16 protein-coding genes, 3 tRNA genes and 1 pseudogene are annotated in these 14,906 nt (G+C 46.5%); 3 read left to right on the top strand and 17 right to left on the bottom strand.

What is annotated here, in order from left to right:
- The 3 genes from BM210_RS27100 to BM210_RS27090 form a co-directional block, all read right to left on the bottom strand.
- Positions 1–277 (bottom strand): helix-turn-helix domain-containing protein (locus BM210_RS27100; protein ID WP_143101074.1); only part of this gene is annotated, 277 nt, incomplete at its 3' end.
- Between the two features lie 137 nt (positions 278–414).
- Entirely contained in the window at positions 415–1,308 is an 894-nt protein-coding gene (gene purU, locus BM210_RS27095) for a formyltetrahydrofolate deformylase (RefSeq protein ID WP_091175367.1), read from the bottom strand.
- Between the two features lie 45 nt (positions 1,309–1,353).
- On the bottom strand, positions 1,354–2,466 hold the full coding sequence (locus BM210_RS27090; protein ID WP_091175365.1) for a deoxyribonuclease IV: 1,113 nt from the start codon (positions 2,464–2,466) through the stop codon (positions 1,354–1,356).
- 157 nt (positions 2,467–2,623) lie between these two features.
- Here BM210_RS27090 and BM210_RS27085 point away from each other — a divergent pair, with 157 nt between their 5' ends.
- Positions 2,624–3,049, top strand: coding sequence for a DUF2621 domain-containing protein (locus BM210_RS27085; RefSeq protein ID WP_091175380.1), 426 nt, complete (start codon positions 2,624–2,626; stop codon positions 3,047–3,049).
- Positions 3,050–3,185: 136 nt separating this feature from the next.
- On the opposite strand, the gene BM210_RS27080 is transcribed toward BM210_RS27085, so the two are convergent.
- The 8 genes from BM210_RS27080 to BM210_RS27045 form a co-directional block, all read right to left on the bottom strand.
- Positions 3,186–3,926 carry a glycerophosphodiester phosphodiesterase gene (locus BM210_RS27080; RefSeq protein ID WP_091175363.1) on the bottom strand — a complete coding sequence of 247 codons (741 nt, stop codon included), beginning with the start codon at positions 3,924–3,926 and terminating at the stop codon, positions 3,186–3,188.
- 234 nt (positions 3,927–4,160) lie between these two features.
- The gene (locus tag BM210_RS27075) at positions 4,161–4,340 is read right to left on the bottom strand and encodes a YjfB family protein (RefSeq protein WP_091175362.1); all 180 of its coding nucleotides are present in this window, start codon (positions 4,338–4,340) and stop codon (positions 4,161–4,163) included.
- A 113-nt stretch (positions 4,341–4,453) separates the two neighbouring features.
- The gene (locus tag BM210_RS27070) at positions 4,454–4,714 is read right to left on the bottom strand and encodes a hypothetical protein (RefSeq protein ID WP_143101102.1); all 261 of its coding nucleotides are present in this window, start codon (positions 4,712–4,714) and stop codon (positions 4,454–4,456) included.
- Positions 4,715–4,858: 144 nt separating this feature from the next.
- Complete coding sequence (locus tag BM210_RS27065) at positions 4,859–5,089, bottom strand: helix-turn-helix domain-containing protein (protein ID WP_091175359.1); 231 nt, start codon at positions 5,087–5,089, stop codon at positions 4,859–4,861.
- 445 nt (positions 5,090–5,534) lie between these two features.
- Positions 5,535–5,616 (bottom strand) — tRNA-Leu (locus BM210_RS27060).
- Between the two features lie 283 nt (positions 5,617–5,899).
- Positions 5,900–5,988, bottom strand: a tRNA-Ser gene (locus BM210_RS27055).
- Between the two features lie 9 nt (positions 5,989–5,997).
- Positions 5,998–6,073 (bottom strand) — tRNA-Asn (locus BM210_RS27050).
- Between the two features lie 18 nt (positions 6,074–6,091).
- A complete protein-coding gene (locus BM210_RS27045; RefSeq protein ID WP_091175356.1) occupies positions 6,092–6,565 on the bottom strand; it encodes a SprT family protein in 474 nt (157 codons plus the stop codon).
- Between the two features lie 153 nt (positions 6,566–6,718).
- Between BM210_RS27045 and BM210_RS27040 the strand changes: the two genes are divergently transcribed.
- Both BM210_RS27040 and cmpA read left to right on the top strand, forming a co-directional pair.
- On the top strand, positions 6,719–7,078 hold the full coding sequence (locus tag BM210_RS27040) for a hydrolase/acyltransferase (protein WP_091175354.1): 360 nt from the start codon (positions 6,719–6,721) through the stop codon (positions 7,076–7,078).
- A 116-nt stretch (positions 7,079–7,194) separates the two neighbouring features.
- Positions 7,195–7,326, top strand: a complete 132-nt coding sequence (gene cmpA, locus BM210_RS27035) for a cortex morphogenetic protein CmpA (protein ID WP_091175352.1) — start codon at positions 7,195–7,197, stop codon at positions 7,324–7,326.
- 327 nt (positions 7,327–7,653) lie between these two features.
- Here cmpA and BM210_RS27030 read toward each other — a convergent pair whose 3' ends face one another.
- From BM210_RS27030 to BM210_RS27005, 6 genes and pseudogenes are all read right to left on the bottom strand, one after another.
- Positions 7,654–9,855, bottom strand: coding sequence for a Tex family protein (locus BM210_RS27030; RefSeq protein WP_091175379.1), 2,202 nt, complete (start codon positions 9,853–9,855; stop codon positions 7,654–7,656).
- 101 nt (positions 9,856–9,956) lie between these two features.
- Positions 9,957–10,307, bottom strand: a complete 351-nt coding sequence (locus tag BM210_RS27025) for a type II toxin-antitoxin system PemK/MazF family toxin (protein ID WP_076235415.1) — start codon at positions 10,305–10,307, stop codon at positions 9,957–9,959.
- Positions 10,308–10,310: 3 nt separating this feature from the next.
- Complete coding sequence (locus BM210_RS27020; protein ID WP_091175377.1) at positions 10,311–10,592, bottom strand: CopG family ribbon-helix-helix protein; 282 nt, start codon at positions 10,590–10,592, stop codon at positions 10,311–10,313.
- Between the two features lie 246 nt (positions 10,593–10,838).
- Positions 10,839–12,011: an alanine racemase gene (gene alr / locus BM210_RS27015; RefSeq protein ID WP_091175351.1), complete on the bottom strand. Its 1,173-nt coding sequence runs from the start codon at positions 12,009–12,011 to the stop codon at positions 10,839–10,841.
- Positions 12,012–12,202: 191 nt separating this feature from the next.
- On the bottom strand, positions 12,203–13,426 hold the full coding sequence (locus tag BM210_RS27010; protein WP_091175349.1) for an outer membrane lipoprotein-sorting protein: 1,224 nt from the start codon (positions 13,424–13,426) through the stop codon (positions 12,203–12,205).
- 630 nt (positions 13,427–14,056) lie between these two features.
- Positions 14,057–14,751, bottom strand: a pseudogene (locus BM210_RS27005) (SDR family oxidoreductase).
- Positions 14,752–14,906: the final 155 nt, after the last annotated feature.

Raw genomic sequence — 14,906 nt, 5'->3', positions numbered from 1 at the left:
TTGCAATCTTGTATTTGTCAATAATCTGGTACTGAGATAACTCCCCCTCCAGGTAATCCTTCACTGCTTGAAGCTTCAGTTCAACGGAATAGGTGCGGTTTCCCTTTTGAACCTCTAATCCTTCGATGCCATAGACTTCATAACGGCGTCGCCACTTAACCAAGGTTGTCTTTGATATTCCATATTTGTACGTAGCAGCCATGATGCCAAGTTCACCACGTTCAATCTCTTCGATAATGGCGAGTTTCTCTGTCGCCTGAAATGGTTCCCCAGACATAAAAATGCTCCCCTCATAGCATCAGGTTTTTAATATTTCACCTGTCTACTATTTGGGGAGCATATCAAAATAAGGTACAGTCTCTTTTCCATTTTTGGGTGGTCCCCGCCTATGTTGCGGACTTCTGCTTACTGCTTTTAATTAAACACGACGGTTTTGTTGCCGTGCACGATAACCCGATCTTCTACATGCCATGAAACGGCGCGTGCCAGCACAATTCTCTCAATATGGCGGCCAATCCGTTTCAGATCGTCAACGTTATCACGATGACTGACGCGCTGAACGTCCTGCTCGATAATCGGACCTCCGTCAAGCTCCTCGGTTACGTAATGTGCGGTGGCCCCAATTATTTTCACACCACGATTATGAGCCTGCGCATAAGGCTTGCCACCAACGAAGGCCGGGAGAAATGAATGATGAATATTAATAATCCGATTCGTAAAGTGTTCTATAAATTTGGGTGAAATGATCTGCATGTACCTTGCGAGCACCACAGCATCCACTTGATCCATGACCAATTCCAGCTGTCTGCGCTCGGCCTCAGCTTTCGTCTCAGCGGTTACCGGAATATGGTAATAAGCAATCCCGAACGATTCAACCAACCCACGAAGATCATTGTGATTGCTGATAACCATCGCAATATCCGCTTCCAGATCTCCAGCCTGCCACTGCCACAGCAGCTCAAGCAAAGCATGATCCTCCTTGGAAACAAAGATAGCCAGACGCTTCTTGCGTCCTGCACGGTTAATCGTCCAATCCATACTAAAGCGCTCCGCTACTTTGGCAAACTCGTTTCTCAGCTGCTCCTGCCGTCCGTCCAAATTATCCAGATCAAATTCGATCCGAATGTAGAACATTCCTCCCTGCGGATCTATCGTATATTGATCGGACTGAACGATGTTCGCTCCGTGCTCATATAAAAATTGCGAAACCGCGGCAACGATTCCCGGCTGATCCGGGCAAGCCACTAGCATCCTGGCGCGATTTTTTAAATCATCTCGATTTCCTTTTGGTGCTATATTCGGTGTCATAATACAACTTAGCTCCTTATCATTTCATTTGTTAGGCTGGATCGTTTACTTAGAAGTTGAGAACCAGCCCGTGATCCGTTGATTGATCTGTTCTTCGTTCAGCTCTGGGAACAAGTTTTCCTCAATTACTGTATCATACAGCCGTTCCATCGGCTCGCGTCCGTCAGCCTTTTTCGCTTTGACATCGGTCTTCAATACCTCCCAGGTATTCAGGACGAAATCCCGGTGCTCGATATCCCGTTTCGCAAAGAAGTGGGACAAGCGCTCAACATCTTCCAAAAACTCTCCACCAAAGCGCTGCTCCGCATTGCCGCTCAGCAAAGCAATTTCCGCTTCATACATCGGCCGCTGCGTTTTATCGTTTTTGCCAATCCACGGTGTTTCCAAAATAAGCGGCAAATGCTTTAGCTTGTCGTGGTGAACAATTTGGTTCATCGCTTCAAATCCAATCCAGCCTGCCCCAACAGGAGCATGACGGTCCTTGCCTGCTCCCTTCGGATTTTTGCTGTCATTCAGATGCACTACACCGATGCGATCCAGCCCGACGACTTTATCAAAATGCTCCAGCACTCCGTCCAGGTTGTTGATGATATCATAGCCAGCATCGTGAATGTGGCACGTATCCATACAGACGGACAGCTTCCCGTTATCCTTCACCATACCGATGATCGCTGCAAGCTCTTCAAAGCTGCGTCCGAGCTCCGAGCCTTTGCCTGCCATGGTTTCTAAAGCGATATTTACATTCGTATCCTTGACGCCTTCAAGCACTTCATTCAGTCCTTGAGCAATCCGTTTCAAACCGAATTCTGCGTCCATATCCGTATAAGCGCCAGGGTGCAGTACAATTTGTTTGACACCTAAATAATCGGTACGGCGAATTTCTTCCTGCAAAAAGCGAACCGCTAGCTCAAACGTGTCTTCCTTGTAAGACCCCAAATTAATAATATAGGGTGCATGTACAATGATCTCACCCATGTTATGCTTGTCCATCACAGCCTTGCCTTCTTCGACATACTGCTCTTCGATTGGCTTACGGCGTGTATTTTGCGGGGCACCTGTATAAATCATAAACGTCGAAGAGCCATAGGTTACAGCCTCTGTCGCAGCATTCAACAATCCTTTATCTGAAAACGATACGTGGGAACCTATTCTGGGCATCGCAGGATTCATCTCCTTTATTTTTCACACCTCCCCATTTTACTAGGATTGGACCAATAAATCTAGAAATATCAAGTGAAATGTCACAATGAGCGTCCCAAGAACACTTTTGATGATCGATAAAATAAGTTATACTAAGCATGAGGTGACCATTACGATGAATTCATGGTTTATGTGGTTTATATTATTTTGGGTTTTCGTGCTCATCACGTTTATGTCAATTGGCGGCTTTTTTATGTTCCGCAAATTTATGAAGGTACTGCCGAAGGCGGATGGTAAGTCCAAGCTTGATTGGCAAAATCATTATGTAGAAACATCGCGCCACCTTTGGACCGATGAGTCCAAGGCTCTGCTGGATGTGCTCGTCGATCCTGTGCCTTCGCCGTTCCGGGATATAGCGCGCCACTCGATTGCTGCACGGATCGCACAACTCGCATTGGAAAGCAACGCAACCTCGATCACTCGGGAGCATTGTATCGAAGGATACATTCTAGCTACTCCCAAACGCGATTACAATAGCTTAACCTCTTACCTGGACAAAAAGCAGATCGACTACAGTGCATATCGACATCTGCTGAATTAATGCTGTTTATCCGGTATGAGCAAATAAGGGCTCTCCTCATAACCACATCGGTTTGGGAAAGCCCTTATTTGCGCTGCCAAATTGGAGTTCCGCTTACGAAATCCAAATGATTAAGCCTGCCACTCCGTTGTCAAGCTTAACGGACATCCCGCAGTGTCTTCAATCTTCCTGGAAAGTCGGTAATGATACCGGATACGCCGTCATTCAATGCCTTGCGCAGCTCTTCTTCCTCATTAATCGTGAAGGGATACACAAATAAACCGTTTTGAACCGCATCCTGTACGTCCTCAGCTTCGATCAAGCGATATTGAGGATGGAGTGAGAATACCTCTATGCCTGTGGATTCCGCCATCTTCCGATGATTTTGGAAATTAGCCACATACAGCAGACCCATTTTGAGTGCAGGCTCGGCTTGCTTCAGACGAACTAATATTTTGTGGTCAAACGAAGATATGATGACGTTCTGCAGGCGGTCATATTGCTGCAGAAGCTGAAGTAGACGGTGCTCCAGTCGGGTACTGTATGCGCACTTGATTTCTATATTAATGAGGATATCCTGCGGTATAAGCGTAAATACTTCTTCTAATAGAGGGAGCTTCTCTCCCACATACTGAGGTGAAAACCAGCCGCCTGCGTCCAGCTTCTGCAGCTCCTCTTGCGTCATACGACTGATCGAACCGTGTCCATTGGTTGTGCGGTCCACCGTGGCATCGTGGCATACGATCAGTGCTCCATCCGCAGATTCGTGGATATCCAGCTCCAACGCCTCTGCCCCTTGCTCTACAGCAAGTCTGAACGAGCCGAGCGTATTCTCGGGAGCCTCTCCCGCCGCTCCGCGATGGCCGATAATAATCGTTTTGTTTTCTTTTTTTGGCATACTGGGAACCTCTTCCTATTGGTGGTTTCTTCAATGCTGCTACATAAGTATAAACAAACCGCATTTCCGTGAAAAGCGTGCATCGTAACTACATGCAGGTAATTCCTTTTAGAAAGGCTTGCTCTGCAGGCAGACCCCTCAGAAGCCGATTCAATACGGTATCCTGCCGAATGATAAAAGGGCCAAGCACCTCTAATCGCAGACGCTCAGCCCTATTCCCCAATAGTTGGACAGTTAAATTCTAATATCCAACGTTTTACCTAAGTTCGGATGCTGAGCCGCTGTAAAGTCCTGCAGCAGCACGGCGGTTTGTGCAGCTTGTGTATCCTGTACTTTGGATAACAAAGCGATTCCAACGGCTTGTTTCAGAGCATCTCCACTACTGACAGCTGCTAATGCACTATTCATTTCCATGTTATCACCTGCTTCCTATGGTCCTATAATAAAAATAAAGCCCACTTCATACCTATCGGCAAATGCAATTGCATTTTTTAGCTGTGTCACTCCCGATTGTTCAATTTTGGCGGCTATTCTCTAAGCGCATCTCGCAGCTTGCTGGACATATTCCCTTCGTCTTTGCTATAAATGATATCCCTAAGTCGAACGATCTCCTGCTTTAATCGCATATTCTCCTGAGTGAGCTGCTCTATATTTTCGAGCAATATCGGCTCCCGCTCGAATGCATCCAAAGCACTTATCATATTTTGAATGAAGTCGTCACTCGCTTGTACATGCTGATGAAGCTGGTCCCGTAATGCGCTGCATTTATCCTTTTGTAAGTTCTCCATGACCATCCCCCTTGCCTCCCTGCTAGTTATCTTTAGTTACTACCTTTGCTATCTATCTCTTTACGAAGCAGACTACACATGTATAATCTCTCCGATAGAAGGTGTTTGATTTTAATAATGTAAAATTCCTAATCTGTTTGTCCGTTACTCGTTTCCTTCCCTTTCTGAAGCATATCCGGCAATGGCCAACAGTTCTCCATTATGCTCAACCTTCAGTGCGTAGGCAAGCGAAATCACAATATCTTTGGTAGGATGTATCCTGCCATTCTCGATCGAATTCAGGATGGAGTAGCTGATGCCCGTTTTCTCCCCAAGCTTACGTAAAGAAAGGTCTCTCTGCTGTCGTAATTCCTTCAGCTTGCTTGCAAATTCCATTGGTCGTTCTCCTCACTTGGTTCCCTGTATGATACTCAATTAGAGGATCCATTTAACTGATATTATACCATCAACGTATACGAATCCCCAACAAAAAGCAGCCAACTTTCACGATTGCCTGCTCCCTATTCATTAAAAAGAAAAAACATTCAGCCGCTCCATATGGATTTCCCAGGTACCATTAAGACGGCTCGCCCCATTTTAGGACAGGCATCAATCTTGCAAATCTATAACGCTTTCCACTCCATGAGACCCAGCCTTGTCTGGGGACGATCCAACGACGGAAAGGACAAATGAGATAACTACACTAAGTTCATTTCATACAAAAGGTATGCAAGCCTTATGATCATTTTAATATTCAGTCTTTTATGTTGTTAATTATTGATACTATAAACTAAAAAAAGAAGACCCTTCAAAATCAAGGGCCTTCTTGTTTAAATCATTATGCGGTCGGCGGGATTTGAACCCGCACGTCCATGGGACACTACCCCCTCAAGATAGCGTGTCTGCCGTTCCACCACGACCGCGCATTAAAAATCATCTGAGGACTTACTTATCACCGATTTGGCGACAAAATTTATTATAACTTAAACATTCTGCCGTTGACAAGTATTTTTTAGTTTTATTTATAAATACGTTACAAGAGTGGGATGCTCGCGACTTCGTACGCGAGACTTCGTACGCGAGACTTCGCGGCATACAACGCCGCTTCGACGCCCCCACTTCTCGAGTTCAAATCCCTCTGAACTCTACGTGCGCACAGCAAAAAACCGCCATTCTATATGACGGTTTCCTATTGCTTGCTATGTACGGAGAGAGAGGGATTCGAACCCTCGCACCACTTACGCAGTCTAACCCCTTAGCAGAGGGTCCCCTTATAGCCACTTGGGTATCTCTCCTTAAATAAATGGCTCCCCGAACAGGACTCGAACCTGTGACAACTCGATTAACAGTCGAGTGCTCTACCAACTGAGCTATCAGGGAACAACAATTGTTAATTTATCACGAATGCTGCTGCAAGTCAAGCTTGAGCAGCTTCAATTTCCCACTGCAATTCCCGCAAGCATATTTCTTCGGATCTAGCTTTCTTTTTCGGATATATTCGGTTCGACAGCTTGTACACACCAGCTTGTAACGATAAGGCTCCTTCCGCTTAGTCACGGATAACGATTGGCAAAATCTTGTACCCCCGACCTTTTGCAGCAAGGTTTTGAATTCCTCATCCCGGTGCTGGTAGCCGCGCCCCATAATATGCAAATGATAATGGCACAACTCGTGCTTAATGATCTTCTCGACATCGTCCGCGCCAAACTGATCGAGCTGCCGCCGACTGATTTCAATATGATGGGATTTGGTAAAATACCGTCCGCCCGTTGAGGTCAATCTTCCATTAAAGGTAGCCTTATGCAAAAAGGGACGTCCAAAGAACGTCAGCGAAATCCGCTCCACCCATTGCTGCAGTTGTTCGTCCTCCATGACTTCCCTTCTTTCACAGCATCCGCTTTTCTTTTCATATTCTCACTTGAATTGTAACCGCAGCATAGGCTACACTGTCAAGTAGGTAAACGTATTTTCCTATTTTCGCAGCCTATAACCGAACCACAAGCACGAGAGGAGTCCTAACCGACTATGTCCACAATGAGATACACTATCCTTCAGTACATCGATCATATTGAATTTGTTGAAATGCCTGCAACGCATGCGTACCAGCTAACTGCCTTACATTTGCGTTTGCATAAAGAATTAGAAAAGCTGACGGCAGCGAATATACCTTCCTTACCCAAAGTGATCGCCGAATGTGATGCCCTGGATTTGGTAAGCACCGGCTACACGCTTCATCATGGATTGGCCTATATCAACCAGCTTGAGCTAACCTTTGCCGCTATCAACGAGCAGGCTTATCCGCTCATTTCCTTATTAACCGAGATCCGTGCCCTTCAGGCGCAGCTTGAGCAGTGGTATGAGGATGAAGAAGAACTGACTCATTAGGACCTGCACCCACACGCCCACACTGCCATATCCTAAACCATCCAGAAAAAGTTAAAGGTTGCTTACACGGGCCTTAATAACTTGCTAACGGCAGGTCGGGAAGGGGGCTGGTTCTTTTGCCACTATGGCTGTGCAATCAATTAATGAAAGCCTATTACAACAAAAACCGCAGACAAATCCGTCTGTTGAACGATTGCTGGTATTTTTACCGGACACGCGTCGAGGAATCGTCTACATCCCAGCTTTAGAAGTGCGGTGAATAAGTGCCGCTGCAGGGCTGAAATGTTCTTCCGATCGCTGTTGTTCAAGGATTTCTTCATTATATAAAGGATTTAGTGGTGGAAATTCTTGAACAAAGGCGTACGCTCCGCTACTACAGAACAATTTCGTCCCCTCCGCTCTTTATTCACCGCATTTTTAGAAGTCCAGTGAATAAGGCTCGCTGCGCAAGTTCTTCACCGGACTCTATGAGCATCCATACCTACTTCAAGTACGCACCAAAACAAATAGAGCACAGACCAGCGAGTCTTCACTCACCGGGCTATGCTCTATTTCAATTCGTCTGTTCAGGTCGTTCAAGAAGGATCTTTCATCGTCAAACTTACGCGCCCTTTTTTCAAGTCAACACTCAGTACCCAAACGGATACGGTATCTCCGACAGATACAACATCCTTTGGATGCTTAACGAACGTGTTGCTCAGCTGTGAAATATGGACCAGCCCATCGTTTTTGATCCCAATATCGACAAAGGCACCAAAATCGATTACATTGCGAACCGTGCCCTGCAGCTCCATACCCGCAGTTAAATCCTCGATCTTCAGTACGTCCGTGCGAAAAATCGGTGCCGGCAGCTCATCACGCGGATCTCGACCAGGACGCTGCAAGCTATCCAATATATCTCGAAGCGTCGGAACACCGACTCCAAGCTTGGTAGCCAGCTCGACAGGCTCAACGGCTTGCAGCAGCTCCTTCAGCTTCTGAGAGCCAACTTCTTTCAGTTCCAGCTTCAATTCACGGAACAGCTTATCTACTGCGTCATAGGATTCTGGATGGATAGGTGTGTTGTCCAGCGGATTTTTGCCTTCGCTAATCCTCATAAAACCGGCACACTGCTCATAAGCCTTGGCACCCAGACGCGGTACCTTTTGCAGCTGGGATCTGTTCGTGAATTTGCCGTTATCCTCACGGTATTTAACAATATTTTTGGCCAGCGTACTATTAATGCCTGAGACATAAGACAATAGCGATGGCGATGCCGTATTCACATCCACCCCGACATGATTTACTGCCGATTCCACGACAAAGGTAAGACTTTCATCTAATCTTTTTTGCGTCACATCATGCTGGTACTGCCCTACTCCGATCGCCTTCGGTTCGATTTTCACCAGCTCGGCGAGCGGGTCCTGTATACGTCTGGCTATAGAGATGGCACTTCGCTCAGCTACATCCAGGTCTGGAAATTCGCCTTGAGCCAGCTTGGAGGCTGAATACACACTCGCTCCAGCTTCATTGACGATCAAATATTGCAAGCTGCGGGTTTTGATCTCTGCGATCAGCTCGGCAACGAACTGCTCCGTCTCCCGTGAAGCCGTACCGTTGCCAATCACAATCAGCTCGACACTGTAAGCTTCAATCAGCTTATGGAACTTGGCCTTGGCCTCCGTAATTTTGTTATTCGGTGGTGTTGGATATGTAACCGCAATCTCCAGCATTTTGCCTGTATCGTCAACCACAGCGAGCTTGCAGCCAGTCCGGAATGCCGGATCGACACCGAGCACTACCTTGCCTTTGACCGGAGCTTGCAGCAGCAAATTACGCAAATTCTCGGCAAATACATCGATCGCCTGTTCTTCTGCTTTTTCCGTCATTTCATTGCGTACTTCCCGATCAACCGATGGTGCCAGCAGCCGTTTGTAAGCATCCTCCACAACAGCAGTCAGTGTATCTCTGACAACCGAAGGACCCTTGACCAACTGCTTAATCATATAGTCGTGAATTCGATCCGTTGGAACCTCAAGCGTTACCCGTAGCACATCCTCGCGTTCCCCGCGATTCACCGCCAAAATCCGATGCGGAGGCAGCTTACGAACCGGCTCCTGATAGCTGTAGTACATCTCGTACACCGACTCTACAGCCGCATCCTTAGCTTCCGTACGCACAATGCCTTGGTCAAAAGTAAAACTCCGCACCCAGGCACGCACCTTGGCATCATCGGCGATCTGCTCAGCAATAATGTCCTTTGCCCCTTGAACGGCCTCCTCGGCTGTCTTGACGTTCTTCTCTTCGTTCACATACTTACCTGCTTCAACCAACAGATCTCCCTGTCGCTGTTGGGACAAGATCCACTCGGCAAGCGGCTCCAAGCCTTTTTCTTTGGCAACGCTGGCTCTTGTTTTCCGCTTCTGACGATAAGGTCGGTACAAATCCTCCAGTTCCTGCAGCTTGACCGACTTCTCTATCGATATCTTCAATTCATCTGTCAGCTTGTCCTGCTCGTCAATAAGCCGGATAACCTCAAGCTTGCGTGCTTCCAAATTACGCAAATAAGCCAAACGCTCTTCAATATCCCGCAGCTGATTCTCATCCAGCTCACCGGTCATCTCTTTACGGTAACGTGCGATAAAAGGAATCGTATTCCCCTCATCCAACAAACCTACTGTCGTCCGAACCTTACCTTCAGGCAGCTGCAGCTCAGCTGCAATCTGCTTCTGGATACGCCCTAGTATCGCAGCCTTCATCGCACTATCCAGCTCTATATTCGTCTTGCCTTCTTCCATTTGGAGCACTTCTTCCTTTGCCATTCGCTTCCTTGCCTCCTTAGCCAATTAAAAAACGAGCGGCCCACAAAGCGGACCCCTCGCCTTCATCCCTGCATGCATTAAAACTCAATTAGTCCCACGCTAATTTGCAGTGAATCGTCCACCTTACGCATCGTCTCTTCGTCCAGATGTGTGATTTTATCTGTAAGACGCTGCTTATCAATCGTACGAATTTGCTCCAACAAAATAACAGAATCCCTGTCAAAGCCATGAGCTTCCGCTTCAATCTCTACATGCGTAGGCAGCTTTGCTTTTTGAATCTGTGCTGTAATCGCCGCCACAATCACGGTAGGACTAAAGCGATTACCAATATCGTTCTGAATAATCAGAACGGGTCGAATTCCGCCTTGCTCCGATCCTACGACCGGAGAAAGATCTGCAAAAAATACATCTCCACGTTTAACAATCAATAGTTACACCCCGCTTACTAAACGGTCCAGTGTGTTATCCGCTTCTTCCTCCGCCTGAAACGCTTCCGAAGCCATGTTCAAATTAATCTTTGCCATCTCCATGTAACCACGCTGCATCGATTCTCTCAGGTGACGTTTCTTTCGCTCCACCAAGTACAGCTTCATCGCTTGACGAATAAACTCGCTTCGATTGGAGTTTTCTTTTTCCACGATACCATCCACTTCCTGAAGCAGATAGTCAGGCAAGCTAATCATGATGCGTTTCGTGTTATGCACATTGGACACCAAGCATACACCCCCAAAAACATACAAACGTTAGTACCATTATGGCGAATATACAGACAATTTATTCAAATCAGTATATGCGCTTCGTATAGCTAATATGTTATACCGCTATAACTCCAAAAAATGTGTAAGCAGCATTCCCAGAAGTATGTGTTATACATATTCGCGATACTTCGGCAAAATCCTTTCCAGCACCTACAAAAAATTCATTGGAAAAGATAGCCATAATTTTCAGATCCAAGTGTTTTATCCTTGCCGCATCAACGGATTAACCGTAGAAACCACAACTCCATTTCGAATGTAAACACGGGGCACCCGATGGGAAATCATACAAGTTATCTCATAATTATTGGTACCCAGCCATCCTGCATGCTCTTCCGCCGTAATTCGCTGATCACCCTGTTTACCAAGGATCACAACTTCCTCATCATTAAGAATATTATCCATTCCTGTCACATTTACCATACATTGATCCATACATATTCTGCCGACAATAGACACTCTCTGACCTCTCACTAAAGCTTCGGCCTTTCCCGTCATCATCCTTGAGAATCCATCTGCATACCCGATCGGAAGCGTTGCTATCGTTTCCTCACCCTTTGTCCGATAGATCGTTCCATAACTGACTCCTGAATCGTGAGGTAAATTTTTGACCATGACTACACCCGTTTTAATGCTGAGCACAGGCTCCAAATCAATAATCTGATGGTTTACCTCCTCGGAAGGATATAAGCCGTACATTGCAATCCCCAGTCTGACCATATTGTACGATAAATCTGGACAATCAATGGCTGCTGCACTGTTACTGGCATGAACATACGTAAACTCAATTCCACGATCACGAAAACCTTTCACAATTCGATCAAATCGACGATACTGCTCCATCGTATACGTTTTATCTGCATCATCAGCTGAAGCGTAATGGGTAAAAATCCCCTCAACCAAAAGTCCAGGGATACGGAGTGCTCGCTCTATTAGCTCAACAGCCTCTTGTTCAGTAGCCAAGCCCAGTCGGTTCATACCCGAATCTACCTTAATATGAATAGACAATGGCTTCTCTCTTGGCTCCAGGCGTTCAAAAGCATCCAATACCTCATGGCTGTATACATTTACCGTAATATCGTGCTTCCAGGCCCATTCCAGACCCTCTGGAGGCGTATATCCGAGTACAAGTATCGGAGCTGTAATCCCAGCCTGCCTTAACTCCAAGCCTTCATCTAAGAAAGCTACTGCAATATACGTCGCTCCACAACGGAGCGCTTCCTTACTCACTTCCACAGCGCCATGCCCATAAGCATCGGCTTTCACCACAGCCATCATATTGACGTGCTCAGGCAAAACCCGTCGAAATCCCTGCAAATTAGCCCGCAGCGCATCCAAAGATATTTCCACCCGTGTCGGACGAAAATACGAATCCATACATCCACCTTCTCCGTGACAATCAAGAGAAGTTCCTTAAATTAAGGAACCTCCCCCGCATTGCAGCTATTCAAAATAATCAATGTAACTAATGGTAATCCGTTCTTCAACGGGTGTCAATGACAATATGATGAACAGCAAGGCGTTGGTAAACATTGGTTCCAATCTGTAATTTCATGACGAAGCGGTTCCTATTTCCCCATCTCACCCTGTACAGCCTGAGCCACTTTAATCATCTCATTCATCGGAAGGTCTGCTGTAGAGAGCCTGAACTCGACACCGTCGTAAGTCCATGTCAGCATCTTCTTTTCTCCACCTGTAATCACCGCCAACGTATAGCCAAGATCAACAATATCTCCTGGAAGTGCCGATACCGTCTGAGACTGTGGACGCGACTCCACCAGCGTGTAGTTAAACTTGCCTGAGTAGCGCAGCATCATCGCCTTCTCTTCACCGAGCTTAATCTCGTTCATATCCTGTCGCTTTACGCCACTTGGTGTATAGTAAGGTTCAATCACGCCAAATTGAGCTTGGGCCGCTTGCTGCTTCGCTGCATCAGTTTTGCTTCCCGCACCCGCGGCGGTACTTGTGCTGCTTCCTACACCCGTAGGATTAGTGCTGGTGCTGGCTGCTGCGCCTGCTGGCTGATTGTTATTTCCTGTACTATTGGTATTTGTACTGTTGCTCTTGCTTTGGGTTCCTGCACTAACAGCTGCTGATGTGCCTTGCTCTTGGGCTTTCGCACTGCCTGTCGCCGCGACTGTCGGCAGCGACTTCAGGTTCCAGCTTGTCATATTCCGCTGCATATCAAAGGAGTCCTTTTCAAACTTCTTGCCGAACTCGAATTGGTTGAAATCTACAATGACCATCACATTTGCATTCGCATCGGATACCTCAACATGCTTCGGTGAAAGATTCTTTTTGTCCAGCCAAATCTTTTGCCTCGCCAACGAGCCATTCTGGTAATTAGCCATCACATCGAAAACATACGCGTTTGGATCTGTTATAAACTGACGTTCCTTATCCATCAGAATGCTTTGCACCAATGACTGGTACAAATACACCTGACCCTGATTCTCCGGCCAATCGCTTTGGAAGCGGAAGCTCTTGTTCAAATGCGGTGTCAGTACAAATACTCCATCATCATTACGCAGCACGATTTGTGTGATATCCTTCTTATCGTTCTTTAGCGATATCCGGTAATAGTGCGGGTTCTTATACCACACCTCCACCTGATACTCCTGCGGCTCCTGCCCTGTATGCAGCACCATCCGTCCAATGCCCTGATAGCTGTCCAGCTTATTGATTACACCGTCCAAATCCTTCACAACTGCCCCTGCATCCTTCTTGCCGCATCCTGCCAGCACCAAGCTTAAAGACACCACCAAGGCAATCACCCACGTGAACCGCCGCATTCCAATCCCCTCCAGACAAAAGTAAAAGCAACTGATAACATGTCTATGTGGGGACTTGGACGATTATGCAGACAAGGATGACGAGCTGTGAACTTTTGAGCTGGTTGGCGAAGGGCAGCACCCAGCAGAGCTGTCTCGGAGGTGGACTCTGTACACGGGAACCTGGCTAACCGTGATATCTATTGAAAATGATTGCGAGATGGCTTGGCAAACAAGCTTACTAACAGAGAACTGCTGAAAGTGGTTGCAATGCTAGGCGAGTACAAATGAGCGTTTGTAGCCTCAAGCCGTGTGGACTACACGACGACAACGTTTGCCTACAGTCCCCACTACTTGGACGGTATATCTTTTTTTGCAGGTTACGATTTCAAGCAACCCAGTCTTTGGGTTTACCTGTAGTGTATAACGTTGAGGGACAACAAGGCGTGGGAAAGGAAAGCCTTCCAGTGTATCGGAAATGTATCTTGAAGAAGTGTCAAGCTTCCGGCACTCAAAGATCAAGCGTATGATGTCTGACTCACAAAAAGGGAGAAGCGCTCAGCCTCTCCCTTTTGTCTTTCCATTATATAACCGCTTGTACGCTCCGCAAGGCTTGTCCTCAGTAAAATTTCCTAGAAAAATGTCTTGAACTCAGCTTAACACATAACCACCATCAGGGAAGAGCGTGCTTCCCGTCGTATATCGATTCGTCATTAAGTAAATAACGGAATGTGCAATCTCCTCAACATTCCCTACTCGCTTTAGCAAGCACATGCCTTTATAGGCTTCATAAGCTTCTGTCCGTTCTTTTTCAGTTCTGATTGTACCAGGAGAAACCACGTTGACCCGAACAGGAGCAAGCTCAACAGCCAACGCTTTTCCCAGACTCTCGATAGCTCCATTACAAGCCGCATAAGATGCTGCACCAGGGATTGGTCTTTGACTCGCCGCGCCCGACATTAGCACAATAGAGCCATTCTGTGAAATATGTTGAACCGCATATTTGGCAGCAAAATATTGCGGCCAAAATTTTGCTTGAAAACAGCTTTCGGCAATATCCGTAGTCGCTGTTATTGGACCAAGCACGTATGAGGCACCAGGCGTAAACAAATGATCAAAATGTCCAACATCGTAAAAAATGCCTTAATTGAATCTTCATTCTTGTTATCCAACTGCTGGATCTCAAGTAATTCGCTATCTAGCGCAGCTTTGGCACTCTCCAGTTTCTCTAATGAACGCCCAGCAATTACGACACGGGCTCCCTGTAGAATTGCCTCTTTAGCTGTGGCTAAGCCAATACCCGAACTCCCGCCTATGATTACTACGCGTTGATTTTTAAGATTCATCCCAGCATCTCCTTCTTTTCCCATCATCTAATTGCTATGGACATAACAAAAACAAATTATTCGGGAATATATAAATTAAAATACAGGAGGACCTTGCCGAAGCAATTTCCTCCTTGTGACAGACATGACTATTCGCTTGTTGGCTGCACAACATC

The organism is Paenibacillus sp. 1_12, assembly GCF_900114475.1.
In the GTDB taxonomy this organism is placed as follows: Bacteria; Bacillota; Bacilli; order Paenibacillales; family NBRC-103111; genus Paenibacillus_S.
The sequence above is the reverse complement of the archived record's forward strand: the minus strand, read 5'-3'. Positions and strand labels throughout refer to the sequence as shown.